Source organism: Allobosea sp. Root381 (assembly GCF_001429395.1).
GTDB lineage: Bacteria > Pseudomonadota > Alphaproteobacteria > Rhizobiales > Beijerinckiaceae > Allobosea.
Genome location: NZ_LMJT01000041.1, coordinates 60,731 through 84,436, shown reverse-complemented (window position 1 = coordinate 84,436; position 23,706 = coordinate 60,731). Strand labels below are relative to the sequence as shown.

The following is a 23,706-nucleotide window of genomic DNA, read 5'->3' as shown; positions in this document are numbered from 1 at the left end:
ATGACGAGCGTGACGACGGACAGGGGGCTGGATGCTCCCCGTGCCCTGCCGACACTGGCCGAGGCGACGCGGGTCTGGGCGCGCATCGGGCTGCTCTCCTTCGGCGGGCCGGCGGGGCAGATCGCGCTGATGCACAAGGAACTGGTCGAGGAGCGGCGCTGGATCGGCGAGGAGCGCTTCCTGCATGCACTCAACTACTGCATGCTGCTGCCGGGCCCCGAGGCGCAGCAGCTCGCGGTCTATATCGGCTGGCTGATGCACCGCACCCTCGGCGGGCTGATCGCCGGGCTGCTGTTCATCCTGCCCGGCGCGGCCGTGATGCTGGGGCTCAGCATCCTCTATGTGCTCTATCGCGACGCGCCGCTGGTCGAGGGGCTGTTCTTCGGGATCAAGGCAGCGGTGCTAGCCGTGGTGATCGAGGCCGGCATCAGGATCAGCCGGCGCGCGCTACGCAACCGGGCGATGGTGATGATCGCCTTCGCGGCCTTCGTCGCGATCTTCCTGTTCAAGGTGCCGTTTCCTGCGATCGTGCTGGGGGCCGGTTTGCTTGGCTGGCTCGGTCATCGCGTCCGGCCGGGCATGTTCGGCGGCGGCACCGGCCGTAGCGATACGGCAGTGCAGGATGAGGGGCTGGTCGATGCGCTGCTGGCGCAAGGCCGGCTCTACCATGTCAGGCCCTCGGCCGGGCGGGCACTGCGCGTGCTCGCGAGCTGGCTTGCGCTCTGGCTCGGCCCGGTGCTGCTGCTCTGGCTCTGGACCGGCTGGGACAGCGTCTGGACGCAGCTCGGCAGCTTCTTCAGCACGATGGCGGTGGTGACCTTCGGCGGCGCCTATGCGGTGCTGGCCTATGTCGCGCAGGCGGCGGTCGATACCCATGGCTGGCTGCTCGCGGGCGAGATGATCGATGGGCTCGGCCTCGCCGAAACCACGCCCGGCCCGTTGATCCTGGTGCTGCAGTTCGTCGGCTTCCTGGCCGGCTATCGCGCGCCGGGCGAGCTCGCGCCGCTGCTGGCCGGCAGCCTCGGCGCCATGCTGACGGTATGGGTCACTTTCGCGCCATGCTTCCTGTGGATTTTCCTCGGCGCACCCTATGTCGAGGCGCTGCGGGGCAACCAAGCGCTTTCGGCGGCGCTCGGCGCGATCACGGCGGCCGTCGTCGGCGTGATCATGAACCTGGCGCTCTGGTTCGGCCTGCATGTCATGTTCAGGGAGGTGCGGCCGGCCGCGTTTCTCGGGCTGTCGCCGGACTGGCCGGTCCTGACCTCGCTCGACTGGCGCGCGGCGCTGCTGTCGGCGGCGGCGATGCTCGCGATGCTGCGCTTCAAGCTCGGGATGATCCCGACGCTCGCGGCCTGCGCGGCGGCGGGACTCGTGCTGACGCGTCTTGCGGCCTGAGGATCGGATCGCCGCGCGTCCGATCGGGCGCCGCGTGTCGATCTATCTTATTGTCGTGACATTGGATTTTCCCGAAAAGTGGATCCCCTTTTCGGTCCGAGGTTCAGCGTCGCGGCGGCTCGCCCTGGTCGATGATGCGGTATTCCGCGTCGACGATCTCACCATGCCCCGGCTGGCGCCGCTGCTGCGGGAAGGGGGCCGAGGGGTCGATGCCGGCGGCCTTCATCCTGCGGCGCAGGCGCCAGATGGCGATCGCTCCGGCAATCGCGACGACCGGGATCAGGATGAGGGCGAGGCTCGCGGCGACCAGGAACAGCACGATGCCGACGACGAGGCTCGCCGCCATAGCCAGCCAGGCGGCCCAGCGGGGCATGCGGGCGGTGCGGCCACCGAGCTGCTCGTAGAGATTAACGCGGATCATGTCGCCTTTCGTCCTGTTGGGTGAAGCGGAAAGCTAGGTACGAAATGCGGCGAACGCTAGATGCGCCTGCGAGGTTTCGTGCCGCAGGTCAGCCGTCGTGCCAATCGTAGAGCCAGTCGTAGCGGCGCTGCAGCCCGTTCGGCCCGAGACGCCGGAGCGCGAAGTCCCGCCCCATGCTCAAGGGCCAGCCGAGATGATAGGTGCGGCCATTGCCGCGGCTGGCCTCCTGGACGCGCGCCACCCGGGCCGAGCGTGCCGACGCATAGGCCGCCATCGCCGCTGGCACGGCCTGCTCGCCGTCGGCCTCGAGATGTTCGGCCAGCAGGCGCGCCAGCACGGCGGCATCCTCGATCGCGAGCGAAGCCCCCTGGGCGAGGAAGGGCAGGACGGGATGCGCGGCGTCGCCCAAAAGGGCGATCCTCCCCTTGGCCATGGCCGCCGGCTTTCGATCGAACAGCGACCAGACCTGCCAGCCGCGCGCCGAATCGACGAGTTCGCGCAGGGCCTGCGAGCCGTTGGCGACATGCTCTGTCAGGACCTGAGGGTCGCCGTCATGCGACCAGCCTTCGCGGGCTTCCCCGGTCTGCCGGATCACGACGAGATTGCTCTCGCGGCCGCCTGCGACCGGGTAATGCACGGCGTGACGGCCGGAGCCGAGATGGAGGCCGACGCGCGGCTTGTCGGTCCTGGCGCCGGGCGCGAGCGCACGCCAGGCCTCGTAGCCGGTGAAAACGGGGGGAGAGGTGTCTCCCGTCAGCTCCCTGACGCGCGACCACAGGCCGTCGGCGCCGATCAGCCCGAGCGCCCGGATGCTCTCGCCGCCGCCGTTCTGGCCCTCGAGCCTGACCGAGACGCCCTCCTCATCCTGGGCGACGCCCTGGACGGCACGCCCGACCATGAGGCGGATATTCGGCATCGCGCGGGCCGCATCGAGCAGCACCGTATGCAGGTCGTTGCGCTTCAGCATCCGGAACGGCGTCGGCAGCCGCTCGGCATGAGTGGGCATCTCGAGCAGCTCGCGGCCATCCCGCCAGCGCCGGATCCTGAGACCGTGCGAGCTGACGGCGACCCGCTTCAGCGGCAGCGCGAGGTCAAGCGCATCGAGCACGCGCCCGGAATTGGGGGAGATCTGCAGGCCGGCGCCGAGCTCGCCGAAGCCGGTGCGCTTCTCGATGACGGTGGCGGCGATGCCGCGACGCGCCAGCGACAGGGCCATCGTCAGCCCGCCGATGCCAGCGCCGGCGATGGCAAAATGAGGAGCGGACACAGCGAAACGCCTTCAGCAGTCGATTTGGGGTGACGCGGGTGCCCCTCAGAACCCGTGTCGCAGGAGCGGCCTCGGTTCAGGCAGCCTTGGCCGCTTCCTGATGCGCGCATTCCGGCGGCGAGCAGGTGCCGGCCTTCAGCGAGGCGTCGTATTTGAACAGCGTTGAGCAATAGGGGCAGACGATCTCGTGGTCCGAGCCCATGTCGAGATAGACATGCGGATGGTCGAAGGGCGGCTTGGCGCCGATGCACATGAACTCATGCGCGCTGACATGGATGACGGCGACGCCGGCGTCGTTGTGGAAATGCGGAATGCCGTGATCGGCCATGATCGTGCCCTGCAGGGTTATCTCTGCGCGGAGACTTAACGCGTCCGGCCGCAGGATGCCAGCGCGCGCTTGTCGCTGCCGGTAAACCTACCGGGCCGGGGAACAGCTCCGCGCGATCTCGCTGAGGCGCTGCGTCTCGGACGGTGTCAGCGCATTGCCGACGGCGCGGCTGAGCAATTGCTCACGCTTCAATGTTTCGACGGTGCAGGCGCAGGCCCTGGCGCAGAAATCGGCGGCCGCCTGCGCGGTGCAGCTGCGTTCGCACATGATCTGGAAGGCGTTGCCCTCCTTGACGGGCGCCGGCACCAGAAACGCCACCAGCGAAAGCGTGGCGATGAAGACGGGCTGGTGGACAAGATAGACCAGGAGGCTGTGCCGGCCGCCCCAGACCATGATCCGCGCGGGAAGGCCCCGGGGACGCCAGGTCGCGAGGCGTGACGATTCCAGCCGCGGCAGGGCCAGCCGCGCCAGCACGATGCCCAAAAGCACGCAGCCGAACCAGGGAAAGACCGGGACGTAGTCGGCCGTCACGACGGGAACGCGCGACAGGCCGAGCCAGAGCAGCGCCGGCTGGTCGAGAACCGGATGCGCGACGAGCGCGGGCATGGCGAAGACGATCAGCGCCGCGACGGCGACGGCCAGCGTCGGCAGGCGCAGGAACGGCAGGGCCAGCACGCTCGCCAGCGCGATCTGATGCAGGATGCCGAAGAAGATGAAGCTCTGCGGCATGAAGAAGAAGGTCGCCAGCGTCACCGCCCCCGCTGCGGCCGCGACCATGACGAGGCGCTTCAGATAGGCGTGCCGGTTCAGGCTGTTGCGGGTCGCCAGCACCAGGCTGACGCCGACCAGGGTAAGGAAGCTCCCGGCGATCAGCCGCGCGAACCAGCGCCAGCCGGGCTCGGACTGGACGTCGAAATCGATCAGCCGGAGCGAGGATAGGTCATAGGCGAAGTGGAAGACGAACATCGCCAGCAATGCGAGGCCGCGCGCGAGGTCGACAATGTCGAAGCGCGAGCGGGAAGGGGGCAGGCCGGCAAGGGCGGACGCGTCGCTCATGGCCGCCTTCATAGGCAAGCTGCGTCGAGGCCGCTACCCAAAGCGCTTCCGGCATGGCAGGTGAAGGGCGACGTTCAACGCCGATCACCACGGTTCGCCATGCAAAGCTTCTCGTCAGACGGGGTCAATCTCGCCTTTATCGATCTCGCGCCCACTGGCGACCAGCCGCGGCACGAAACGATCGTGCTCGTCCACGGCTTCGGCTCCAGCCATATGGTCAACTGGGTCAACACCCAGTGGACGAAGACCCTGACCCATGCGGGCTACCGCGTCGTCGCGCTGGACAATCGCGGCCATGGCGAGAGCGAGAAGCTTTACGACCCCGCCGCCTATTCCTCCCAGGTCATGGCCGAGGATGTGCGCCGGCTGATGGACCATCTCGACATACCCCGCGCCTTCGTGATGGGCTATTCGATGGGGGCGCGGATCTCGGCGCATCTGGCGCTGGCGCATCCCCAGCGGGTGAAGGGGCTGCTGCTCGGCGGCCTCGGCATCCATCTCGTCGAGGGCGTCGGTCTGCCGCTCGGCATCGCCGACGCGATGGAGGCGCCGTCGCTCGATGGGCTGACCGACCCGATGCAGCGCATGTTCCGCGCCTTCGCCGAGGCGACGAAGTCCGACCTCAAGGCCCTGGCTGCCTGTATTCGGGGCTCGCGGCAGGTTCTGAGCGTCGAGGAGGTCGGCCGCATCGCGGTCCCGACCCTCGTCAGCGTCGGAACGGCGGACGATGTCGCCGGCCCCGGGCGGGAACTGGCTGCGCTGATCCCGGACGCCGAGGCGTTCGACATCGAGGGGCGCGACCACAACCTCGCGGTCGGCGACAAGAGCCACAAGCAGGCAGTGCTGGCATTCCTGTCGCGCTTGTGAGAAACGAGGTTTTGCGTGGCGGTTTCGCGAAAAAACTTGGATTTACCAAGGCCTTGCGGGTATCCGCTGACAATTTGAATCCGCTGCTTCGCAGATTGATTCAATGGTGGCCGGCAAATCATCTTTGGCGCGAGCGTCCCATCCAGTGCTAGTATTGCCATCGCCGAACGGTTTTTTTGGAGAACGATGATGCCGTCAGGGCGTTCCGCCGCGGAAGCGCGGGATCTTGCGACCGGCCTCGACCGCGTCGATCCGATCTGGTCCAGGCTGCGGCGCGAGGCAGAGCTCGCCATCGCCGCCGAGCCGTCTCTGGGCAGCCTGATTGTCGCGTCCGTGCTGAACCAGCCGAGCTTCGAGGCGGCGGTCGGCCATCGCGTCGCGGCCAGGCTCAGCCACCCGGCCGTGACCGCGGACCTGATCGAGCAGGCCTTTACCGAGGCGCTCGCCGCGGACGAGACGATCGGCCAGGGCATGCGCGCCGACGTGGTGGCGGTGCTCGACCGCGACCCGGCCTGCTATCGCGTCCTCGAGCCGCTGCTGTTTTTCAAAGGCTTCCACGCCCTGCAGTGCCACCGGCTGGCGCATTGGCTGTGGCGGCGGGACCGGCGGGATTTCGCGCTCTATCTGCAGAGCCGTTCGTCGGAGGTCTTCCAAACCGACATCAACCCCGCGGCGCGCATCGGCAAGGGCGTCTTCCTCGACCATGCCACCGGACTCGTCGTCGGTGAGACGGCGGTGATCGAGGACGATGTCTCGCTGCTCCACAGCGTGACGCTGGGCGGCACGGGCAAGCAGGGCGGCGACCGCCACCCCAAGATCCGCAAGGGCGTGCTGATCGGCGCCGGTGCCAAGATTCTCGGCAATATCGAGATCGGCCAGTGCAGCCGCGTCGCGGCCGGTTCCGTCGTGCTCGCGCCGGTGCCGCGCAACATGACCGTGGCAGGGGTTCCGGCGAAGGTCGTCGGCGAGGCCGGCTGTGCCGAGCCCTCGCGCTCGATGGACCAGATCCTGGAAGGCGACTGCGGCGCCCATATCTGAGGGGGGCCCTCAAAGTCCGCTTTAGAACTCCAGCCCTCATCCTGAGGAGCCGCGGAGCGGCGTCTCGAAGGATGCTCCAGGAGGTTCCGGAGACAACTGGAGCATCCTTCGAGACGCGCCTACGGCGCTCCTCAGGATGAGGGCTGAGGGGGGCAGACAACTCTTACGTCGAGGCGGCAAGCCAGGCGGCGATCTCCGCCTGCCGCGAATCCGGGCGGCCCTGCGTCGAGGCGGTGAAGGTCAGCCGCTCGCGCAGCGGCATCGCCGTCGCGAAGGGTGCGACCAGCCGGCCGTCGCGAAGATGGCCGACGATCAGGCTGCTCCGTCCCATCAGCACGCCCGAGCCGGACAGCGCCGCATCGAGCGCGAGGCTGTAGAGCGAGAAGCGCGGGCCGCGACCGGCATCGACATCGGCGGCGCCGCCCGCGAAGGCGAGCCAGCGGGCCCAGTCCGAGCGCCAGACCGCATCATGCAGCAGGGTCTGCCCGGCGAGATCGCCAGGCAGCCGGATCTTGCTGGCGAGGCCCGGGCTGCAGACGGGCAGGATCGTGTCTTCGTCGGGCAGGCAGACGGCGCCGGGGATCGTGCCCGGTTCGCGGTAGAAGATCGCCAGGTCGTGCGGGTCGCGCCGGGGATCGGGCGGCTCCTCCATCGCCGAAATCGAGACATGCAGCTGCGGCCAGTTGCGCTGCAGATCGGCGAGGCGCGGCGACAGCCAGAGCTGGGCGATGCAGGGCAGGGCGGCGATGCTGAAGGCGCGGCCCGTATCGCTGTCGCGCAGCCCCTGGACCGCCTGCGCCAGCGTGTCGAAGCCGCGCGTCAGCCGGGGCAGAGCAGAGAGCGCGGCCTCGGTCGGCACGACGCCCTGCGCCAGCCGCCGGAACAGCGGAAAGCCGAGCCAAGCCTCGAGCTGCCGGATCTGCTGGGTCACGGCGCCGGCGGTGACGCCGAGCTCCTCGGCCGCCTTGACGAAGCTTTCGCAGCGCGCCGCCGCCTCGAAGGCGCGCAGCGCGTTGAGGGACGGCAGGCGCGGCCGCGGCGGCTTGACGGGCATGGGGCAAGTCCGGCGAAAAGGGTGAGAATTTCTCGGCCTCGGAGCGAGGATTACTCGTTTGCGCGACGCTGCGCAAACCGCTCTGATGCGGTGGATTGTGGAAGGGTTTTCGCGCCTGGAGCCGGATCCGATCAGGTTGAAGCGACCTGATCGGTGAATGCGCCTCTAAACGATTGATCGAGAACGCGATCACGCGTTCTTTCGGGAGAGATGACGATGACGGCTCTGGGCAGGCGCGACTGGGTTCCGCAACCGAGCGAGGACTATGTTCTGGAGGTCGCCGCCGGCGTCGCGGGCCTGTCGCTGGATGCGATCGAGGCGCGGATCGGCGCGCTGACGGTGGAGAACCGGGCGATCCACGAGCGTGACTGCGTCAACCTGAACCCCGCCACCAATGTGATGAACCCGAAGGCGGAGGCGGCGCTGGCCGCCGGGCTGGGCGCGAGGCCGTCGCTCGGCTATCCGGGCGACAAATACGAGATGGGGCTGGAGGCGATCGAGCAGATCGAGGTCATCGCCGCCGAACTCGCGGCCGAGGTCTTCGGCGCGAAATATGCCGAGATCCGCGTGCCCTCCGGCGCGATCGCCAATCTCTATGCCTTCATGGTCGCGGCCAAGCCGGGCGACTGCATCATCGCGCCGCCGGGCGAGATCGGCGGGCATGTCACCCATCACGGCGCCGGCGCGGCCGGGCTCTACGGCATCGTCACGCATCCCGCCCCGGTTGATCCAGTGAACTATACGGTCGACATCGCGCGGCTGCGGGAGGATGCGTTGCGGCTGCAGCCCAAGCTGATCAGCATCGGCGGCAGCCTCAATCTCTTCGCGCATCCGATCCGCGAGATCCGCGCCATCGCCGACGAGGTCGGTGCGCTGGTGCTGTTCGATGCGGCGCATATGTCGGGCATGATCGCCGGCCAGGGCTGGCAGCAGCCGCTGGAAGAGGGCGCTCACCTCATGACGATGAGCACCTACAAGAGCCTGGGCGGGCCGCCATCGGGGCTGATCGTCACCAATGACGCCGAGATCGCGCGCCGGCTCGATGCGGTGGCCTATCCCGGCCTGACAGCCAATTTCGATGCGGCGAAGTCGGCCTCGCTGGCGATCACGCTGCTCGACTGGAAGGCACATGGGCGGGCTTACGCCGCGATGATGGCGCAGACGGCGCAGGCGTTGGCGCAGGCCCTGGTCGAGCACCAGATCCCGGTGTTCGCGCGCGACCGCGGCATCACCGCCTCGCACCAGTTCGCCATCGAGGCGGCGCCCTATGGCGGCGGGCAGGCGGCGGCGAAGCGCCTGCGGCAGGTCAACATCCTGAGCTGCGGCATCGGCCTGCCGCTGGCCGAGGTTGCCGGCGACGTGAACGGTCTCAGGCTCGGGACGCCGGAGATCGTGCGCTTCGGCATGGCGCCGGCCGACATGCCGGAACTGGCCCGCTACATCGCCGAAGGCCTGAACGGTTCGCGGCCGGCCGCGGCGGTCGCGGCCGACGTGACCGCATTCCGCTCGCGCTTCCGGGAGCTGCATTACATGCGGTGACCTGTCGGGCGCGCGCACCGCTCTAAGGGCGGCCGAGCCGTTCCAGCGCCCGGTGCAGCGGCGCGTCGGAGACCTGGATCATGCCGAGATAGGGATGATCCATGTCGATGATCAGGACGAGCCCTCCGGTGATCGCGAGCGCGCAGACCAGGAAGATCGCGATGACCGTGGCGTTGGGTGGCGCCAGCAGGCCGAACGAGCCGAAGAGCAGGGTCAGCCAGACGATCAGGAAGGCGAGGAAGGCCGATGGGAAGCCGGACACTTCCGTTTCCGTGCGCATCCAGCGTGCCTCGGCGATCTGGGCGGTCAGATTGAGCGCCCGGATCTGGAGCCAGCGCTGGGCGTCGGTCTGGGGAGCAAGGCCGCGCAGCGCATCCTGCACCGGCTCGATGTCCATTCCGTCGCTCACCACGCGCTGGTCCTCGGCGCGGCCTTCGCGGAGACGACCCTCGAGCAGGACTCGCAGCGTGGTGCGTGTCGCGGCGATGTCCGACCCGTAATGCGCCAGCACCCGGTCGAGCAGGACGATATGCGCCGCGGTCGTCCGCAATTCCTGGCCGGCCTCGTCGAAGGAGCGCTTCGCCGAGGCGATCAGCAGGCCGAGCGCCAGCGCCGACAGCGTGCCGATCACCGCGATGGCGAGCTTGATCGCGTCGCGCGAGTCGGCGCTCAGGTGATGGTCGGGCACGCGTGCCCGCAGCAGGATCCCGATCGACGCGGCGCCGAAGACGCACAGGAAGGCGATGCCGCCGACTTCGATGGGGCTCATGGCCGGTGCCTGCTTCTCGATGCGCTGGGAGGCTGGTTCGCTGGAAGGTTACCTATGGATAACCCAAGGCGGGAGCAGATACCGAACAAAATTTCGGACAGCGGCCCGGCGGTCTCGCATTACGAATCGCCGCTCGGTGCGAAGAAGCAGAGCAGATCGCCCGCATCGTTGATGCAGAGGTGCCAGCGCCCGTCGGGGGAGGCGGTCGCCTTATCATAGGGGACGTAAACGGTGAGGCTCTTGCGCCGCTCGGTTGGCCACATCGGATGCTCGCCGGGGAGGATCGTGACGACGAAGCCATAAGGGCTTTCCCGCACGGCCTCGGCCTCGATCTGGGCGCAGTCGGCGCCAGAGCAGCAGTGATATGGATAGTCCCAGCCCATCGGAGCCTGATGGGCGCGCGGCTGCGAGGCTCCCAAGGCGACAAGACCTGCCATGGCGATCGAGGCGACGACACGCATCCGCTGGCCCTCGCCGAGAAGATCGGGGGCGAAGGCGGCGAATGCGTGGCATCGTCGGTGTGGCGGCTGGCGCCTAGGCGGAAGCCTGCTGGCCGTAGCGCTCGGTCATCTCGGCCTGGAGCTCCGCCTCGGTTAGCAGATGCCCCCCGGCGATCTGGACGGAGGCGACCTTGCCGTCGGTGCCGCGGACGAGGCGGCAGGTCTCTCCGGGGCTGCTGAACCCGGAAGCCTTCGCGATCCGCCCGAGATCGGGCCCCTCGAGCTTGATCTCGGGGGCATCGAAGAAGGGCGCAAACAGCGCCGGATTGGCACAGAGCACCTTGTCGGCGAAGGGCACGAGATCGATGACGCCCCAGAGCGACCACCAGCGGCCCGACCAGGCTTCCGTCGCCGGCGTGGGGGCGCCGAGCTTCGAGAAGCGCTTCAGGATGTGGATGATGCCGTCGAGCCAGGGATGGGCGAGGCCGTCGACGGCATTGGTCAGCACCGAGATCGTCAGGCCCTGTTCGGTCAGGATGGCCGTGCGGGTGATGACGCCCTGGAAGCCGCCGGAATGGCCGAACCAGGCCCAGTCGCCGTCGCCGCCGGAGATCGTGCCCAGGCCGTAATGGCGGCCGAGCTCGCTCTCCGAGTCCGGCCAGAGGCGGCGGCTCATCTCGCGGCGGCTTTGCGGGGACAGGATGCTGCGCTCGGCCTTGGGCGAGAGCTGCGAAAAGAAGCGCACGACATCGGCCGCGGTGCCGACGAAGCCGGTGGCTGAAGCCATGTCGTTGCCGGGGCTGTCGGCCGGAATGACGATGCGGCGCCCGAGCGGCAGCTGGCCGCTATGGCCCTTGGCGCGCGGCCGCGGCGCCCAGCGGTCGATGTCCGGCTCGGCCTCGGTCAGGCCGGCAGCGGCGACGACATTCTCGGAGATCCAGTCGTCATAGCTCTCGCCGGTGACGGAAGCGATGACCAGGCCGAGCAGGCCGAAGCCGTGATTGGAGTATTTGAAGCGCTGCGAGGACGGCAGGACGGGCGGCAAGGCGAGGTCGGCCAGCAGTTCGGCCTTGCGGAGGAAGGGCTTGCGGTCACGGAACTGGCCGTTGTCGGCGCCGTCCCGGGTCAGCCCGCCGCTGTTGGAGAGGAGCTGCGTCAGGGTGAGCGCCGCGACCTCGGGATGCAGCCCACTCACATAGGTCCCGACGGCATCGTCGAGCCGCAGCCTTCCGGTTTCGGCGAGGCGCAGGATGCCGACCGACGTGAAGGTCTTGGAATGGGATGCGATTCGGAAGCCGTGACGCGGCGTCAGCGGCTCGCCCGTGGCCAGATCGGCGCTGCCGAAGGCCGCTTCCAGCACGACCTCCTGGCCGCTGGCGATCGCCACCGAGCAGCCTGGCTGGCCGTGGTGGCGAAGCTGGTAGGCAAGCCAGCTCGAGACATAGTTCAGGGCAGCGGGAAGCCAGGGCGTCATGAGGGTATCCGTCATCGGCGGTCGCGGGTGCGCGCAAGATGGCACGATCATGCCGCGCGCGGCAGTGCGGTGCGGCGGCCCTCGCCATGCGGGCCAGGCGCGACGCGGGAACGGGCGGCGGGGCAGGGGCCGAACAGCCTTTTGCTTGCCCTCCCGGCCCCATCATGGCATCGCTCCCGCCAACCGATAAGGACGAGAGACCATGGACAAGACAGAACTCGCCAAGCTCGAAGGCTACCTGCGGCGCACTTTCGCCAACCACGCCATCAGCGTGCGCGCGCGGATGAAGAAGACGGATTCGGCCGAGGTCTATCTCGGCGAGGAGTTCATCGGCATCATCCATGTCGATGACGAGGACGGCGACCGCTCGTTCAACTTCACCATGGCGATCCTCGACGTCGACCTCGAGGATTGAGGGATTTTGCGCAGGCGGGCGCCCGATTCGGCCGCCTGCCTGGTGCGCTCCCGCTGCTGGCGGGGCCTCAGCGCATCATGACGTCGATGGTGCGGCGGACGCCGCCGAGCATCAGCTCCCAGTCGGCGATGATCGCGCGCGGAAAACGGATGTTCACATCCATGCCGCGATGCCGGAAGGTGACGCGGCAGAGCTCGTCGAGATCGAGCCGGCCGTTCTCGAGCGGGCAGCGTGCCGCGAAACCGCGCCCGTCCGGCACCGAGACATAGAGCTCGTCGCCCTGATAGGGCGAGCCTTTGCGGAAGCCGCGCACCACGAGCCCGCCGGGATTGGACCAGACCGTCGGGGTGAGGAAGCGGGCATAGACGGATAATTGCGTCTGCGGCTCGTTGACCTTGTCCGGGGGGCTGAGCGTCACGAGCAGCCGCTGGCGGTTCTGAGGTTGCGCGGGGCCGAGGCTCGGCCAATCCAGCCGCAAGCGCACCATGCCGACGAGCTGGCTGGCATCGTCTTCCGCGGCGCCGGTCAAATTCTGCGGCACCATCAACGAAACCTCGCCGATCCGGGCCGGCTGCACGACAGGCTCGGTCGCCGCGCCGCGTTGCGTGAGATGGTGGGCGAGCCCGGTCATCAGCGCACCCGCCAGCATGATCGCAGCCGTCGCCTTGAGCAGCGCGCCGTCCGCCCGAGGCAGCGGCGGCCGCGGGCGCTTCAGGCGCGAGCGGACCATATGCGCCAGCCCGGCCCCGTGCTGGGCGCGCAGGCTCTGCTGCGCGGCCGGGTCGTAGACAGAGTCCTGAATCAGGTCTTGCGGGTGATATGCGGTCACGGGCGGCGCCTTGGGGAGATGCTCCGCCAGTCAAGCATCAGCGCGTTAATGCCCCGTAAACCATGCCGGCCGCGACGTTAACCATTGCTCAAGGCTCTTCTTCACACTTCATAAACCATACGGCAGGCTCCGGGCCATCACCCTTGGGGATCTGCGCCCGTGTCGATCGACCCCGTTGCGCACGAAGCGCTTCAATCGCTGTTCATCGGTCTTGCCTTCGCGGGCTTGCTGGCCAGCGCCTTCGAGCTGTTCACGGCGCAGCGCGTCGATTTCGAACTGCTCCGGTCGGGCGGGCTGGCGGCGGTGGCGAGCGTTCCGGTGGTGGTCTTCTGCGCGCCCTTCCTGATCCTGCGCAACACGGCGCGCAGCCGGCGGGGCGAGGGGCGGCCCTTCATGTTCGTGATGCTGGCCGGGATGGTCGCCTCGATCTGGAGCATCGCCAGCGGGCGTGTCGTGCTCGACCTGCTTCATCTGGTCGGTACTTGACGGCAACGGCGTGAGCCGGCCACTCCTGTCGGGGCCGCCCGTGCCTGAAGGATGCCTGACATGCCGCTCTACTCGCTCGATGGACTGAAGCCCGAAACGCCGCCGGCCGGAGAATGGTGGCTGGCTCCGGATGCGCATCTCATCGGCAAGATCCGTGTTGGCGCCGATGTCGGCATCTGGTTCGGCAGCGTGCTGCGCGGCGACAACGAGTGGATCGAGATCCGTGCCGGCAGCAACGTCCAGGAAGGCTGCGTGATGCATACCGACATGGGCTATCCGTTGGTGGTCGGGGAAGGCTGCACCATCGGCCACCGTGCCATCCTGCATGGCTGCATCATCGGCGAGAACAGTCTGGTCGGGATGGGCGCGACCGTGCTGAACGGCGCCCGGATCGGCCGCAACAGCCTGGTCGGCGCCAATGCGCTCGTCACCGAAGGCAAGGAATTCCCGGACAACTCGCTGATCGTCGGCTCGCCGGCCCGTGCGATCCGCACGCTGGACGAGGCGGCAGCCGCCGGTATTGCCGCCACGGCTCGCGGCTATGCCGCGCGCTGGAAGCAGTTCGCCGCCGGCCTGGTGCGGCTGGACTGAAAAGAGACCGAAAAGCGGCAGGCCGGCCCCGGGGAGGGGGCCGGCCCTGTGGCGAAACCCGGCCTTAGGGACGGGTGGGTGGGGACGTGACCAAGTCTCGCCATCCATCCGGAGAGGCAGGCGCCCCTCCGATCTCGTTTTGACGGTCGCCGCGGCAAGCCGGCGGCGGCCGAACTCCCGTCAGTTCCGGCGAACCGATGCGACGGTCGCGGTCTGCGCGCCGCCGAGCGAGGTCCAGCCGGTACGCAGCTGCGACTCGCGCTTGACGTAGATGTAGCCGGTCTGGCTCCAGGGCAGGACGGCGTTGCGCTTGTTGTCGAGGATGAAGTCGCCGCGATCGGTGCGGATCATCAGCACGGCGTGGCCGGCATTCTCCTCGTCGATGACGACAGTCACGAGCATGGCCCGGCGCGGCACGCCGGCCTCGGCTAGGCGCTTGCGCTTGACCAAAGCGAATTCCTCGCAGTCGCCCTTGCCGTCCTCGGCGAGGTCCCAGCGATCGACGACGCCCCAGTGTTCCTCGTCGGTGATGGCTTCGATCTCGCGGTTGACGCGCAGGTTCATCGAAATGATCGCCTTCCAGAGCTTGGGCGTCATCTCGACGCGCTCGGGCTCGTTGGGATTGACGCGGCATTCGGCCGGGCTGCGCTTGCAGAAGTCGTTCCAGGCATAGGGCGCCCGGGCATCGCCCGAGGCATCGGCCGGAAGGCTGGCGATGGGAATTCCCGCGCTGCCCTGCTGGGCCTGGGCTATCGTTGCGCTGCCGACGGCCACAAGAATAGCCAGAGCCGAACCGAAGAAATTGCGATGATTGAGAAGCATGTCGTCCCCTTTCTGTCCCTGGGGTGGACGATGCCGTCAGCGCATGGATTTGGTTTGAAGCGAATACAGACAATTCTATTGAATTCGCGGGGATATACCGCGAAAAAATCTTAATATAAATCCCCCGAAAACGCGGTGGTAACAAATTTGAGCGCTGGTTTCAGAGTTCGTTAATTATAGCGGGCCGGCCGATAATTTCAATTGATTAACCCTGCGTCGGGCTGGCGGAGGCTCGCGCAGGCCTATGAGCCGCAATGATGAGGAGCATGGCCGGGACTGAAACGAGCGCTTACAAGAGCCCTCGTTTGCCCCTGGCCGTCATTCCGGGTCTGCGCCGCTGGCACGGAGTGACGGCCAGGGAATGAGCGTGGTTAGGCGCTTGAGATCACACAACGGATCTTAGGCCAGACTTCAGGATGAGAGCTGGCGTTTCCATACGGCCTCTAAGCGCGGAGGGTCAGGCCGAGTCCGCGGCGCCATCAGCCCGTAATCGCGCCTCGATCTCCTCGGGATGCGAGAACATGAAGGTTGGCCCGAGTGCCTGTAGGGCCGCGGCGCTGGTAAAGCCCCAGCTGACGGCTCCGAAGGCCATGCCGGCGTCGCCTGCGGCCTCGAAATCCCTGATCTCGTCGCCGATGCAGAGGCTGTCGCGATGCGCGATTCCGGCCTGCTTCGCGAGCTGCCGGAATTTTGCCGCCTTGCCGAACAGCCCGGCGCCACAGGCAAAATGCGTGAACGTCGCCGCGAGCTCGGGGCCGAGCGCCCGGCGGATGTTGCTCTCCGAGTTGGAACTGGCGATCGCGAGCACGAAACCGTCCTGCCGGAGCTGGCGCAGCATGGCCTCGACACCCGGAAAAAGCGCGATGCCGTGGCTATCCCTTGCCGCCAGCCGGCGCATATGGCTCGCGATGAAGGGCAGCTTCCAGCGTGCGACGCCGAGATGCGCGACGAGATGCCGGGCGCTCTGGCCACGCAGCGTCTCGACCTCGTCCGGCTGGATCCGCCGGAAGCGGTAGCGGTCTGCCACGCCGTTCAGCACAGTCGCGAACCAGGGAAAGGTGTCGGCGAGCGTCCCGTCGAAATCGAAGATGATCAGCTTATACGGCATGGCCGGCGTTTCAGCGGTTTGGAATCGCCGACGGCTATCGCCGGTGCTGCCGGGTTGCGCAAGCGCGAGGACCGGCTTCGCCTCCCTGCCGCGGCGAGCCTCAGAGTTCCAGGTTCTCGTCGAGCAGGTCGGCCGAGAGCGGGAAGCGGAATTCGGCGGCGTAGCCGCCGTCGAAACGGCGCAGCACCTTGGCCGGCGTCGAGCCGATGCGAACCGGCGTGTTGATCGGCAGGTCGAGATCGGTGGTGAACGCCGTGCCGGAGAGCGAGATGTCGATGATGCGGACGACGTGCTCCGTGCCGTCGTCCATCGTCACGACAGAGCGCGGGTTGCGCGGGACGATCCGCTCATGGCGGCGATCCTCGGGGAGGCCGAGTTCCTCGCGATTGGCGAGCCAGGTCAGCTGGGCGGTGAATTTTTCGCGTTTGCGGCTGGTCGCGGTGATGGTCATCGCGAAGCCTTCCATCGTCGTGCGCACGCAAGAGCCTTCGATGCGGCCGAGATGCTCGAGATAGACGATGACGCGGTCGCCGGGATTGGCGCGGGCGGGCGCGGCGAGATGGAGGCCGCCCGGCGAGATGTCGATCGTCTGGCAGGGATATTCCATGCGGTTGGGCAGCATGTAGCGGCCCAGCAGGACGACCTTCATGCGATGATGGCGCCTGCGCTCGGCAGTGCGTGTGGCCGCGCGGGGCGTTTGAAGGGCGCTCAACATCAAAGATCAGCCTGATTTCAGCCGATCCTATAAGGGCGGGGGTTAACGTATCGTTAGCCAGTCAGGCGCGGCCGCCCGGCAAAACCATCAATTTCGGCGGGTAGGAGCGGACGGGCGGCTGCGGCTGCGGGCGCAGGCCGACGCCGGGCCAGAGCATGCGCAGCGAGATCATCCGCATCGAGTCCAGGGTGTCGAGGCCCAGCCATTCCGGTGCCGCCGTGGCCGAGAGCGCGCCGAGCATGCGCGCATGGGTGCGGCCGCGATAGCGCAGCGGCAGCAGAAGCAGTTCCAGATAGACCGGCGAACCGGCCCGCGTCTCGCCGGCGAGCCCTGCGACGGCACCGGCAGTCTCGTCCATCACGGTCTGGGTCAGACGACGCATTTCCGCCTGCGACTCGACATCCGGCCACAGCGCGGTGAAGGGCCGGCCGCGCAGTTCGTGGCCAAGCAGGGCACAGAGCCGCGTTCCCGCAAGCCTGAAGACGGGGCCGATCGGTTCGTTCTCCAGCACGAAGGTGTCGGCGAGGGCATGGCGCAAGGCGCCAGGTTCGATCTCGCCGCGCTCCGGTGCAGCCCGTTCGCCCCGCAGGACGTCCCAGTATTCGAAAACCAGGCGGGTGCTCGTATTCTTCATTCCGCTTCCCAATGCTGCCGGCTCCAGGCTTTCGCCTACCCGGCGTCCCGCGATGGTGCAGAAACGTCCGGCGGAGGGACGAATCAGTCCTTCGTGCAGCGAAGGTCGCAGGCGGCATGCCGTCTTGCCATGCTAGCCCGTGGCTTTTCGGGTAAACGCGGCGTTAGGGTTAACGAAGCGTTTAGATTGTGGATAACTGCTTAAAATGCTTATCAAATTGTCCGCATTGGTCGGACGTTGGAGCCTGAAGCCAGACGAGCCGGTGGGGGGAGGTGCAGAGGCGCCCGCGTCACAAAAAAGGGAGCGCCCGCACAGCCGGGGGAAGGGGGGGCGCCTCATGGCTGCTCCCCCTTTTTCACGCGCCGGCGGCGGCGCTCGCTTGCCACCGGCGCCGGCTTCGGCAAGGTTGCCGCGCATGTCCCACACCCCTCCCGCCGCGCCCCCGTCCAGCCAGCGCGAACCCGCCCTCAACCTGCCGACAGCGATCGTCTGGCTGTCGCTGCTGCTCGTCCTGATTCAGGGCGGCCGGGAGCTGCTCTCTGCCTATGACGACTACGTGCTGATGTCGTGGCTGGCCTTCGTCCCGGCGCGCCTGAGCCTGTGGCTGGCGCCGGACCGGATCGATGACCTCGTCGCCGCCATGGCCGGTGCGGTGCAGGGGCAGGACCTGGCTGACCGGTTGCAACTGGTTAGGCTGCTGCTGGCCGATGGCGGTCCGCGGCTGTGGACGCTTCTCAGCTACGGACTGCTGCACGGCTCCTGGCTGCATCTGGTGACGAACCTCGTCTGGCTCGCGGCCTTCGGCAGCCCTGTGGCGCGCCGGCTCGGCACCGGCTCCTTCCTCACCCTGATGGGGCTCTCGACCATCGGTGGGGCGCTGCTGCACTGGTGGTCGCGCGAGCTCGACGTGCTGCCGCTCGTCGGCGCTTCCGCGGCTGTCTCGGGCGCGACCGCGGCGGCGATCCGCTTCGTCTTCGCGCCGGGGCTGCGGTTCGGCTCGCTCGCCGACGATGCCGTCGTGCGGGCGATCCCGGCAGAGCCGATGGGGCAGCTTTGGCGGAACTCGCGCGCGCTTCTGTTCATCGCGATCTGGTTCATCACCAATATCCTGTTCGGGGCCGGGCTGGTGCCGATCCTGGGCGAGGAGACCAGCATCGCCTGGGAGGCCCATATCGGCGGGTTCCTCGTCGGGCTGATGCTGTTCCCATTGCTCGACAAGGGCGCGCTGCGCCGCTGAAGGCGCTGGCGCGGCAGGCGCAGGACTGCTTGCCTGCTTCGTCCTCTTCCCCCACACTTGCATCATTCGCAGCGTTCCCGCGGCCTTCCCGGCACGTGATTCCCGTCGGCGGCCGCAGGGACAGACAAGTCCTGCGCGCCGGGGCGACGGCGCCACCGCAAGGAGGAAGACGCGATGAATGTCGAGCAGCTTCTGGCCGACAAGGGCCATGACGTGGTCTCCGTGCAGCCGCACCGCACGCTGGGTGAGGTGATCCGCACGCTGAGCGAACGGCGCATCGGTGCGGTGGTGGTGATGGGCGAGGACGGAAAACTGGTCGGCATCCTGTCCGAGCGCGACATCATCCGCACATTGGGCGAGACCGGCGCCGGCGCATTGGAACTGCCGGTCTCGCGCGCGATGACCTCGAAGGTCGTGACCTGTCGGCCCCAGACCAGCGTCGACGAGCTGATGGAGATCATGACCTCGGGGCGATTCCGCCATGTGCCGGTGGTCGAGAACGGCCGCGTCACGGGCCTCGTCTCGATCGGCGATGTGGTGAAGCACCGGGTTGCGGCGATCGAGGCCGAAAGCCGCGCGATGCGCGACTATATCGCGATGGCTTGATTTCCACGAAAACGCAGTCATTCCGGGGCAGGCCGCAGGCCTGAGCCCGGAACCCAGAACCGATGCCGCTTCATCGCATAAGCTCAGCGACAGCATGCGCCTTTTACGGAAACGGCAGCGGTCTTCTTCGCTGACGCGACGCCCGGGAAAGACGGCGTGGTTCCGTCAAAGATCCGGCACGCTCCGGCCCGGACGAACTGCGCAGCAGCGCATCTCCGGGATGACGGTGCGGTTCCCCAGAAAAAACGGGACAGTCAGACGGCGATCCGGCTGCTGGCAATGGCGGCCTCGATGTCCTCGAGCATGCGCCGCGTCGCCTGTCGCCCGAGTTCGATGGTCTCCTCCGCGCGGTGGAAGTCGAACAGCCCCATGCGGGCGAGCTTGGGGCCGATCATGACGTCCGGCGGGTCGCCGGCGAGGCGCGATCGCGAAATCCGGTCCTGGGTGATGTTGAAGGCGTCGATCATCACCCCCGCGAGGCCCGGCCGCTCTTCGCTCGGCCCGCCGACGAGGCTGCGTACCCGCCGCGCCGCGCCGGTGATGCCATCGAGCCAGCGCGAAGTCGGGCGCAGGTCGATCTCGGGCACGACCTCGGGGTCCGGCTCGGAGATATGGTTCTGGATCGTGGTGCCGCGCCCCATCAGGTCGCTGTTGAGATTGACGCAGATCACGATATCGGCGCCCAGCGCCCGTGCGGCCGTGACAGGCACGGGATTGACCAGAGCGCCATCCATCAGCCAGCGCCCGCCGAGCTTGACCGGGTCGAAGATGCCCGGCAGCGCGTAGGATGCGCGCAGCGCCTCGACCAGCGGGCCGCGGGTCAGCCAGATCTCGTGGCCGGTGCCGAGTTCGGTCGCGATCGCGGCGAAGCGCATCGGCAGCGTCTCGATGCGCTCCCCCTCGAGGTCGCGCTCGAGCAGGCGTTTCAGCCGGCCGCCGCCGATCAGCCCCGATCCGCCAATGTGGAAATCCATCAGCCCGACTACGCGGCGCTTGGTCAGGCTGCCGGCGAAGTCGGTGATCGCGCCCAGCTTGCCGGCGGCGAAGCAGCCGCCGATGACCGCGCCGATCGAGGTCCCGGCGATCACGTCGGGCCGGTAGCCGGCTTCGGTCAGCACCTCGAGGACGCCGATATGGGCCCAGCCGCGGGCGGCGCCGCCGCCCAGCGCGAGCCCGATCTTCGGCCGGCCGTTGCGCTCCGGCGTTCCGGTCATCGTCTCGTTCATCGGCGTTCCACTTCCGGCAGGTCCAACGGCATGCCGCACGGCTCCATCCCAGAACATCGTCCGGTTCCTCCCAGGGGAAGGCGCAGCATCGCGCAGATCGGTGAGCAATTCGTCACTGCCGCTCTATTCCCGGCGATAGGGGCCGCGTTTGACGGGAGCGTGAAGGCGCGCTGCAAATCCCCGTGAGCGCCGGCTTCTCAAGCGATCGTGAGGGGCTTGTCGGCATCTTCCCGGAGCGGCTTCAGCCGGTAGAAGCAGGAGCGGCGGCCGGTGTGGCAGCAGCCGCCGTCGCCCGCGACGTCGACCTTCAGCCAGAGCGCGTCCTGGTCGCAATCCACCCGCATCTCGACGATGGTCTGGATCTGCCCCGAGGTCGCGCCCTTGTGCCAGAGCTCGCCGCGCGAGCGCGACCAGTACCAGGCCTCGCCGGTCTCGATCGAGCGCGCCAGCGCCTCGGCGTTCATATGAGCGACCATCAGGAGCTCGCCGGTCGCGGCGTCTGTCGTGACGCAGGTGACGAGGCCGTTGGCATCGAAGCGGGGGGCGAGGACCATGCTCTCCTCGAGCGCGGTCTTGTCGGGGGCGGAAGGGAAGGCGGGCATGGAACTCCGGCTCGTGATTGCTGCGTGACGCCGATCAGAGACCCGGCGACTTGACCATGGTGAAGAAGCGGACCTGTTCGGCGGGGTCGCTGAAGCGGCCGGTATATTGCGTCGTCATCGTCGACGAGCCCTGCTTCTGCACGCCGCGCATCGACATGCACATGTGCTCGGCCTCGACCAGGACGGCAACCCCGCGCGGCTTGAGGGCGCGGTCGATCGTCTGGGCGATCTGCGCCGTCATCGTCTCCTGTGTCTGCAGGCGGCGGGCATAGACATCGACGATGCGGGCGAGCTTCGACAAGCCCACCACCCCCTTCGACGGGTAATAGCCGATATGCGCCTTGCCGACGAAGGGCACCATGTGGTGCTCGCAATGCGAATAGAACGGGATGTCGCGGACCAGGACCATGTCCTGATAGCTCTCGACCTCCTCGAAAACGCGGTCGAGGATGTGGTCGGGATCGTCGCCATAGCCCTTGTAGAATTCGCGATAGGCCTTGGCGACGCGGCGCGGCGTTCCCCGCAGCCCCTCGCGCGACGGGTCGTCGCCCGCCCAAAGGATGAGGGTGCGGATGGCGTCCTCGGCTTGCTCCTGCGTCGGCCGCTTGACCGGAAGCTTGTCTACCAAGGGGCCGATGGCCCGGTCGACGGACAAGGGTTTGACCACAGGGTTCATGTGGTGCCTCGCTTTACCAGATGCAGCTTGGACGCTCGGGACAGGTTCGTCGTTCGGGGCAGGGCCCGGTTGGTTGGCTCTCCCGCCATCCGATCTTCCATCCTATATTGGTGTCGAACGCCGGTCACTCTAGAGGCTGTCAGAGCATTGCTTCTGCGAAAAACCGGTTCCCACTTTTCGCGCAATGCTCCAGGGCCGTTGGAGAGCACGACATGCTGAGCGACGTCTACAACAAGCGCATCCTCGAACTCGCGGCCAACATTCCGCTTCTGGAGCGCCTGTCCGCTCCGGACGCCACCGCCCGCGCCCATTCGCGGCTCTGCGGCTCGACGGTGACTGTGGACCTCGCCATGGACGGCGATGTCGTCACCGGCTTCGGCCATGAGGTGAAGGCCTGCGCGCTCGGCCAAGCCTCGTCCTCGATCATGGCGCGCCATGTCGTCGGCTCGACGGCCGAGGAATTGCGCGAGGTGCGCGAGCAGGCCCGCGCGATCCTCAAGGACAACGCCGAACCGCCCGAAGGCAAATGGGCGGATCTCGCCGTGTTGGTGCCTGTGCGCGACTACAAGGCGCGCCACGCCTCGACGATGCTGACCTTCGATGCCGTGCTCGACGCGATCGGGCAGATCGAGCAGAAGCGCGGCCGGCAAGCGGTCGCGTGAGGATTTCGCGGAGGCTATTTCAGCCCGAGCGCCAGCCGCATCTCCGGCTTCGTCTCGTCGAAGCGGGCGCGGAAGGCGCGGTCGGCGAGCAGCGCCTTGGCCACCGCACGGCCGGCCCTGTCGCCGGCGGCGAGATCGCTGCGATAATGGAATCCGCAGACCAGCCGGCTCTCCTGATAGTCCTTGACCCGTTCTTCGAACTTGGCGGCGAGTTCGGGCGCGGCCTCGTCGAGCAATTCGGCGTAGAGTGCCGCGGTCGCGGCATGGCCGGCCGGGAAGGAGGTGCCGTCGGGCCGTGCGCCGGGGCAGGGCTTGACCCGGACCTTGTTCCAGACGCCGAAGGGCCGCGTCCGGTTGGTCATGCGGCGGACGCTGAGCAGCACGAGGCCGAGCTCGACCTGGGCCTCGCGGAACAGCAGGCGGACCTCGCGATGCTCGTTACCGGCGAAAGGGATGCCGGCGCCTTCGAGGAAGCGGGCGAGCGTCTGGTACTGGTCGGCGATGGCCGCCTTCTCGCGCTCCGGCGTGCGGTTGAGCGTGATCTGCAACACCTCCTCGAACTCTGCCCTCTGCTCCGGCGAGTTCATCGCGGGCGGCAGGCCGACGATCTTGGCGATCTCGATCTTGCCGGGCTCGAGCCAGAGCAGGTTGGTGCGATGCTGGGCGGTCGCGGCGCCTGGCAGGAGCAGGAGCCCCGCCGCCAGGCACAGTGCAGCGGCGCCATGGCGAAGCGGGGTCGGTACGGAACGGTGCATGGCGAATCTCGACACTGATGACGAGGGCGATGAAATGGCATCGCAGCGCGGCTTGTCACGCCTTTTCGCACAGGTGCGGCATCTGAGACTGCTGCCGCGGCGTGCCGCCCATGTCGTCATTCGCGGCTACCAGCTCAGCCTGTCGATGCTGATCGGCCGCCAATGCCGCCATTGGCCGAGCTGTTCGAGCTATACCGACGAGGCGATCCAGCGTTATGGCCTCTGGCGTGGCGGCTGGGTCGGCGCAGCCCGGATCTGCCGCTGCACGCCGTTCGGCACGAGCGGGATCGATCTCGTCTGCGAGGAACTTCCGCCCGATGCACGCTGGTACCGGCCCTGGGCCTATGGCCTTTGGCGCGGCACCAACACGCCGAAGATCGAACTCGACTGAGCTTTAGCGCAGGGCGCGCGCCTGAAGCAGGGCGGAGCGGCAGCCTGCGGAGAGCTGGTCGCTCTTCTGCTTGAAGCACGCCAGGATGCGCCCGCCGCCCGGCTTCACCCCGGGGCAGAGCGCGGTGGCATCCTTCGCGCAGACCGCCTGCAGGGCGGCCGGCTGGGCGAGAAGAGGCGCGGCGGGAAGGACGATCAGCAGGCCGGCGGCGAGAAGGCGGATCATCGGCGAAACTCCTCCAGGACGGGATGGAGCGCCGCCATTGCCTCGGCGGCGCGGCTCGTATAGGCGGGGCGACTCGGT

General features: G+C 67.8%; 29 protein-coding genes. 11 read left to right on the top strand and 18 right to left on the bottom strand.

Annotation, left to right across the window (positions count from 1 at the left end; genetic code table 11):
• Nucleotides 1-1,395, top strand: a complete 1,395-nt coding sequence (gene chrA / locus ASE63_RS21845) for a chromate efflux transporter (RefSeq protein ID WP_056806596.1) — start codon at nt 1-3, stop codon at nt 1,393-1,395.
• Between the two features lie 103 nt (nt 1,396-1,498).
• Here the strand turns inward: chrA and ASE63_RS21840 are convergent, their stop codons facing one another.
• The 4 genes from ASE63_RS21840 to ASE63_RS21825 form a co-directional block, all read right to left on the bottom strand.
• Nucleotides 1,499-1,816, bottom strand: coding sequence for a hypothetical protein (locus tag ASE63_RS21840; protein ID WP_056806590.1), 318 nt, complete (start codon nt 1,814-1,816; stop codon nt 1,499-1,501).
• A gap of 88 nt (nt 1,817-1,904) precedes the next feature.
• On the bottom strand, nt 1,905-3,083 hold the full coding sequence (locus ASE63_RS21835; RefSeq protein ID WP_244491528.1) for an FAD-dependent monooxygenase: 1,179 nt from the start codon (nt 3,081-3,083) through the stop codon (nt 1,905-1,907).
• Nucleotides 3,084-3,159: 76 nt separating this feature from the next.
• Complete coding sequence (locus ASE63_RS21830; protein WP_056806587.1) at nt 3,160-3,411, bottom strand: zinc-finger domain-containing protein; 252 nt, start codon at nt 3,409-3,411, stop codon at nt 3,160-3,162.
• A gap of 87 nt (nt 3,412-3,498) precedes the next feature.
• Nucleotides 3,499-4,467 (bottom strand): heparan-alpha-glucosaminide N-acetyltransferase, encoded by a 969-nt coding sequence (locus ASE63_RS21825; RefSeq protein WP_162261821.1) that lies wholly within the window; start codon nt 4,465-4,467, stop codon nt 3,499-3,501.
• Nucleotides 4,468-4,566: 99 nt separating this feature from the next.
• Here ASE63_RS21825 and ASE63_RS21820 point away from each other — a divergent pair, with 99 nt between their 5' ends.
• Entirely contained in the window at nt 4,567-5,334 is a 768-nt protein-coding gene (locus ASE63_RS21820; protein WP_056806581.1) for an alpha/beta hydrolase, read from the top strand.
• Nucleotides 5,335-5,523: 189 nt separating this feature from the next.
• The gene (gene cysE, locus ASE63_RS21815; protein ID WP_056807426.1) at nt 5,524-6,372 is read left to right on the top strand and encodes a serine O-acetyltransferase; all 849 of its coding nucleotides are present in this window, start codon (nt 5,524-5,526) and stop codon (nt 6,370-6,372) included.
• Nucleotides 6,373-6,535: 163 nt separating this feature from the next.
• Here cysE and ASE63_RS21810 read toward each other — a convergent pair whose 3' ends face one another.
• Entirely contained in the window at nt 6,536-7,426 is an 891-nt protein-coding gene (locus tag ASE63_RS21810; protein WP_056806578.1) for a LysR family transcriptional regulator, read from the bottom strand.
• Between the two features lie 216 nt (nt 7,427-7,642).
• Between ASE63_RS21810 and ASE63_RS21805 the strand changes: the two genes are divergently transcribed.
• Nucleotides 7,643-8,965: an aminotransferase class I/II-fold pyridoxal phosphate-dependent enzyme gene (locus ASE63_RS21805; RefSeq protein WP_056807424.1), complete on the top strand. Its 1,323-nt coding sequence runs from the start codon at nt 7,643-7,645 to the stop codon at nt 8,963-8,965.
• A 22-nt stretch (nt 8,966-8,987) separates the two neighbouring features.
• Here the strand turns inward: ASE63_RS21805 and ASE63_RS21800 are convergent, their stop codons facing one another.
• The 3 genes from ASE63_RS21800 to ASE63_RS21790 all read right to left on the bottom strand — a co-directional run bounded on the left by ASE63_RS21800 (nt 8,988) and on the right by ASE63_RS21790 (nt 11,663).
• Entirely contained in the window at nt 8,988-9,734 is a 747-nt protein-coding gene (locus ASE63_RS21800) for a DUF4239 domain-containing protein (protein ID WP_056806575.1), read from the bottom strand.
• A 119-nt stretch (nt 9,735-9,853) separates the two neighbouring features.
• Nucleotides 9,854-10,195 (bottom strand): hypothetical protein, encoded by a 342-nt coding sequence (locus ASE63_RS21795; RefSeq protein WP_056806573.1) that lies wholly within the window; start codon nt 10,193-10,195, stop codon nt 9,854-9,856.
• Nucleotides 10,196-10,268: 73 nt separating this feature from the next.
• Entirely contained in the window at nt 10,269-11,663 is a 1,395-nt protein-coding gene (locus ASE63_RS21790; protein WP_244491526.1) for a serine hydrolase domain-containing protein, read from the bottom strand.
• A gap of 187 nt (nt 11,664-11,850) precedes the next feature.
• Here ASE63_RS21790 and ASE63_RS21785 point away from each other — a divergent pair, with 187 nt between their 5' ends.
• Nucleotides 11,851-12,063, top strand: coding sequence for a DUF3126 family protein (locus ASE63_RS21785; protein WP_056806570.1), 213 nt, complete (start codon nt 11,851-11,853; stop codon nt 12,061-12,063).
• Nucleotides 12,064-12,130: 67 nt separating this feature from the next.
• Here the strand turns inward: ASE63_RS21785 and ASE63_RS21780 are convergent, their stop codons facing one another.
• On the bottom strand, nt 12,131-12,892 hold the full coding sequence (locus ASE63_RS21780) for a hypothetical protein (protein WP_056806567.1): 762 nt from the start codon (nt 12,890-12,892) through the stop codon (nt 12,131-12,133).
• A gap of 159 nt (nt 12,893-13,051) precedes the next feature.
• Between ASE63_RS21780 and ASE63_RS21775 the strand changes: the two genes are divergently transcribed.
• Both ASE63_RS21775 and ASE63_RS21770 read left to right on the top strand, forming a co-directional pair.
• Nucleotides 13,052-13,378, top strand: coding sequence for a hypothetical protein (locus ASE63_RS21775; protein WP_056806563.1), 327 nt, complete (start codon nt 13,052-13,054; stop codon nt 13,376-13,378).
• Nucleotides 13,379-13,438: 60 nt separating this feature from the next.
• Nucleotides 13,439-13,969 carry a gamma carbonic anhydrase family protein gene (locus ASE63_RS21770; RefSeq protein WP_056806561.1) on the top strand — a complete coding sequence of 177 codons (531 nt, stop codon included), beginning with the start codon at nt 13,439-13,441 and terminating at the stop codon, nt 13,967-13,969.
• A gap of 180 nt (nt 13,970-14,149) precedes the next feature.
• Here ASE63_RS21770 and ASE63_RS21765 read toward each other — a convergent pair whose 3' ends face one another.
• The 4 genes from ASE63_RS21765 to ASE63_RS21750 all read right to left on the bottom strand — a co-directional run bounded on the left by ASE63_RS21765 (nt 14,150) and on the right by ASE63_RS21750 (nt 17,248).
• On the bottom strand, nt 14,150-14,791 hold the full coding sequence (locus ASE63_RS21765) for a transglutaminase-like cysteine peptidase (protein WP_056806557.1): 642 nt from the start codon (nt 14,789-14,791) through the stop codon (nt 14,150-14,152).
• Between the two features lie 457 nt (nt 14,792-15,248).
• Nucleotides 15,249-15,899 (bottom strand): HAD hydrolase-like protein, encoded by a 651-nt coding sequence (locus ASE63_RS21760; RefSeq protein ID WP_056806554.1) that lies wholly within the window; start codon nt 15,897-15,899, stop codon nt 15,249-15,251.
• A gap of 100 nt (nt 15,900-15,999) precedes the next feature.
• Nucleotides 16,000-16,614: a PilZ domain-containing protein gene (locus ASE63_RS21755; RefSeq protein WP_056806551.1), complete on the bottom strand. Its 615-nt coding sequence runs from the start codon at nt 16,612-16,614 to the stop codon at nt 16,000-16,002.
• A gap of 61 nt (nt 16,615-16,675) precedes the next feature.
• Complete coding sequence (locus ASE63_RS21750; RefSeq protein WP_056806548.1) at nt 16,676-17,248, bottom strand: PAS domain-containing protein; 573 nt, start codon at nt 17,246-17,248, stop codon at nt 16,676-16,678.
• 415 nt (nt 17,249-17,663) lie between these two features.
• Between ASE63_RS21750 and ASE63_RS21745 the strand changes: the two genes are divergently transcribed.
• The gene (locus tag ASE63_RS21745; RefSeq protein ID WP_056806545.1) at nt 17,664-18,485 is read left to right on the top strand and encodes a rhomboid family intramembrane serine protease; all 822 of its coding nucleotides are present in this window, start codon (nt 17,664-17,666) and stop codon (nt 18,483-18,485) included.
• A 174-nt stretch (nt 18,486-18,659) separates the two neighbouring features.
• Nucleotides 18,660-19,091 carry a CBS domain-containing protein gene (locus ASE63_RS21740; RefSeq protein ID WP_056806542.1) on the top strand — a complete coding sequence of 144 codons (432 nt, stop codon included), beginning with the start codon at nt 18,660-18,662 and terminating at the stop codon, nt 19,089-19,091.
• Nucleotides 19,092-19,345: 254 nt separating this feature from the next.
• Here ASE63_RS21740 and ASE63_RS21735 read toward each other — a convergent pair whose 3' ends face one another.
• From ASE63_RS21735 to folE, 3 genes are all read right to left on the bottom strand, one after another.
• The gene (locus ASE63_RS21735; RefSeq protein ID WP_244491525.1) at nt 19,346-20,317 is read right to left on the bottom strand and encodes a patatin-like phospholipase family protein; all 972 of its coding nucleotides are present in this window, start codon (nt 20,315-20,317) and stop codon (nt 19,346-19,348) included.
• Nucleotides 20,318-20,514: 197 nt separating this feature from the next.
• The gene (hisI, locus tag ASE63_RS21730) at nt 20,515-20,919 is read right to left on the bottom strand and encodes a phosphoribosyl-AMP cyclohydrolase (protein WP_056806536.1); all 405 of its coding nucleotides are present in this window, start codon (nt 20,917-20,919) and stop codon (nt 20,515-20,517) included.
• A 34-nt stretch (nt 20,920-20,953) separates the two neighbouring features.
• Nucleotides 20,954-21,595, bottom strand: a complete 642-nt coding sequence (folE, locus tag ASE63_RS21725) for a GTP cyclohydrolase I FolE (RefSeq protein WP_056806532.1) — start codon at nt 21,593-21,595, stop codon at nt 20,954-20,956.
• A gap of 212 nt (nt 21,596-21,807) precedes the next feature.
• Between folE and ASE63_RS21720 the strand changes: the two genes are divergently transcribed.
• A complete protein-coding gene (locus ASE63_RS21720; RefSeq protein ID WP_056806528.1) occupies nt 21,808-22,257 on the top strand; it encodes an iron-sulfur cluster assembly scaffold protein in 450 nt (149 codons plus the stop codon).
• Between the two features lie 14 nt (nt 22,258-22,271).
• On the opposite strand, the gene ASE63_RS21715 is transcribed toward ASE63_RS21720, so the two are convergent.
• Nucleotides 22,272-23,012, bottom strand: a complete 741-nt coding sequence (locus tag ASE63_RS21715) for a hypothetical protein (protein WP_056806525.1) — start codon at nt 23,010-23,012, stop codon at nt 22,272-22,274.
• A 34-nt stretch (nt 23,013-23,046) separates the two neighbouring features.
• On the opposite strand from ASE63_RS21715, the gene yidD reads away from it, so the two are divergent.
• The gene (gene yidD / locus ASE63_RS21710; RefSeq protein WP_056807416.1) at nt 23,047-23,403 is read left to right on the top strand and encodes a membrane protein insertion efficiency factor YidD; all 357 of its coding nucleotides are present in this window, start codon (nt 23,047-23,049) and stop codon (nt 23,401-23,403) included.
• A gap of 3 nt (nt 23,404-23,406) precedes the next feature.
• On the opposite strand, the gene ASE63_RS21705 is transcribed toward yidD, so the two are convergent.
• The gene (locus ASE63_RS21705; protein WP_056806522.1) at nt 23,407-23,628 is read right to left on the bottom strand and encodes a hypothetical protein; all 222 of its coding nucleotides are present in this window, start codon (nt 23,626-23,628) and stop codon (nt 23,407-23,409) included.
• Between the last annotated feature and the right edge of the window lie 78 nt (nt 23,629-23,706).

What these genes read in the sequence shown, in the direction of transcription:
- ASE63_RS21805 (WP_056807424.1), top strand. Translation starts at nt 7,643, where the DNA reads ATGACGGCTCTGGGCAGGCGCGACTGGGTTCCGCAACCGAGCGAGGAC.
- ASE63_RS21825 (WP_162261821.1), bottom strand. Translation starts at nt 4,467, where the DNA reads ATGAGCGACGCGTCCGCCCTTGCCGGCCTGCCCCCTTCCCGCTCGCGC.
- ASE63_RS21740 (WP_056806542.1), top strand. Translation starts at nt 18,660, where the DNA reads ATGAATGTCGAGCAGCTTCTGGCCGACAAGGGCCATGACGTGGTCTCC.
- ASE63_RS21810 (WP_056806578.1), bottom strand. Translation starts at nt 7,426, where the DNA reads ATGCCCGTCAAGCCGCCGCGGCCGCGCCTGCCGTCCCTCAACGCGCTG.
- ASE63_RS21760 (WP_056806554.1), bottom strand. Translation starts at nt 15,899, where the DNA reads ATGCCGTATAAGCTGATCATCTTCGATTTCGACGGGACGCTCGCCGAC.
- ASE63_RS21840 (WP_056806590.1), bottom strand. Translation starts at nt 1,816, where the DNA reads ATGATCCGCGTTAATCTCTACGAGCAGCTCGGTGGCCGCACCGCCCGC.
- ASE63_RS21785 (WP_056806570.1), top strand. Translation starts at nt 11,851, where the DNA reads ATGGACAAGACAGAACTCGCCAAGCTCGAAGGCTACCTGCGGCGCACT.
- ASE63_RS21705 (WP_056806522.1), bottom strand. Translation starts at nt 23,628, where the DNA reads ATGATCCGCCTTCTCGCCGCCGGCCTGCTGATCGTCCTTCCCGCCGCG.
- ASE63_RS21830 (WP_056806587.1), bottom strand. Translation starts at nt 3,411, where the DNA reads ATGGCCGATCACGGCATTCCGCATTTCCACAACGACGCCGGCGTCGCC.
- yidD (WP_056807416.1), top strand. Translation starts at nt 23,047, where the DNA reads ATGGCATCGCAGCGCGGCTTGTCACGCCTTTTCGCACAGGTGCGGCAT.
- ASE63_RS21735 (WP_244491525.1), bottom strand. Translation starts at nt 20,317, where the DNA reads ATGAACGAGACGATGACCGGAACGCCGGAGCGCAACGGCCGGCCGAAG.
- ASE63_RS21750 (WP_056806548.1), bottom strand. Translation starts at nt 17,248, where the DNA reads ATGAAGAATACGAGCACCCGCCTGGTTTTCGAATACTGGGACGTCCTG.
- ASE63_RS21755 (WP_056806551.1), bottom strand. Translation starts at nt 16,614, where the DNA reads ATGTTGAGCGCCCTTCAAACGCCCCGCGCGGCCACACGCACTGCCGAG.
- hisI (WP_056806536.1), bottom strand. Translation starts at nt 20,919, where the DNA reads ATGCCCGCCTTCCCTTCCGCCCCCGACAAGACCGCGCTCGAGGAGAGC.
- ASE63_RS21720 (WP_056806528.1), top strand. Translation starts at nt 21,808, where the DNA reads ATGCTGAGCGACGTCTACAACAAGCGCATCCTCGAACTCGCGGCCAAC.
- ASE63_RS21790 (WP_244491526.1), bottom strand. Translation starts at nt 11,663, where the DNA reads ATGACGGATACCCTCATGACGCCCTGGCTTCCCGCTGCCCTGAACTAT.
- chrA (WP_056806596.1), top strand. Translation starts at nt 1, where the DNA reads ATGACGAGCGTGACGACGGACAGGGGGCTGGATGCTCCCCGTGCCCTG.
- cysE (WP_056807426.1), top strand. Translation starts at nt 5,524, where the DNA reads ATGCCGTCAGGGCGTTCCGCCGCGGAAGCGCGGGATCTTGCGACCGGC.
- ASE63_RS21715 (WP_056806525.1), bottom strand. Translation starts at nt 23,012, where the DNA reads ATGCACCGTTCCGTACCGACCCCGCTTCGCCATGGCGCCGCTGCACTG.
- ASE63_RS21800 (WP_056806575.1), bottom strand. Translation starts at nt 9,734, where the DNA reads ATGAGCCCCATCGAAGTCGGCGGCATCGCCTTCCTGTGCGTCTTCGGC.
- ASE63_RS21745 (WP_056806545.1), top strand. Translation starts at nt 17,664, where the DNA reads ATGTCCCACACCCCTCCCGCCGCGCCCCCGTCCAGCCAGCGCGAACCC.
- ASE63_RS21770 (WP_056806561.1), top strand. Translation starts at nt 13,439, where the DNA reads ATGCCGCTCTACTCGCTCGATGGACTGAAGCCCGAAACGCCGCCGGCC.
- folE (WP_056806532.1), bottom strand. Translation starts at nt 21,595, where the DNA reads ATGAACCCTGTGGTCAAACCCTTGTCCGTCGACCGGGCCATCGGCCCC.
- ASE63_RS21765 (WP_056806557.1), bottom strand. Translation starts at nt 14,791, where the DNA reads ATGCTTCTCAATCATCGCAATTTCTTCGGTTCGGCTCTGGCTATTCTT.
- ASE63_RS21795 (WP_056806573.1), bottom strand. Translation starts at nt 10,195, where the DNA reads ATGCGTGTCGTCGCCTCGATCGCCATGGCAGGTCTTGTCGCCTTGGGA.
- ASE63_RS21820 (WP_056806581.1), top strand. Translation starts at nt 4,567, where the DNA reads ATGCAAAGCTTCTCGTCAGACGGGGTCAATCTCGCCTTTATCGATCTC.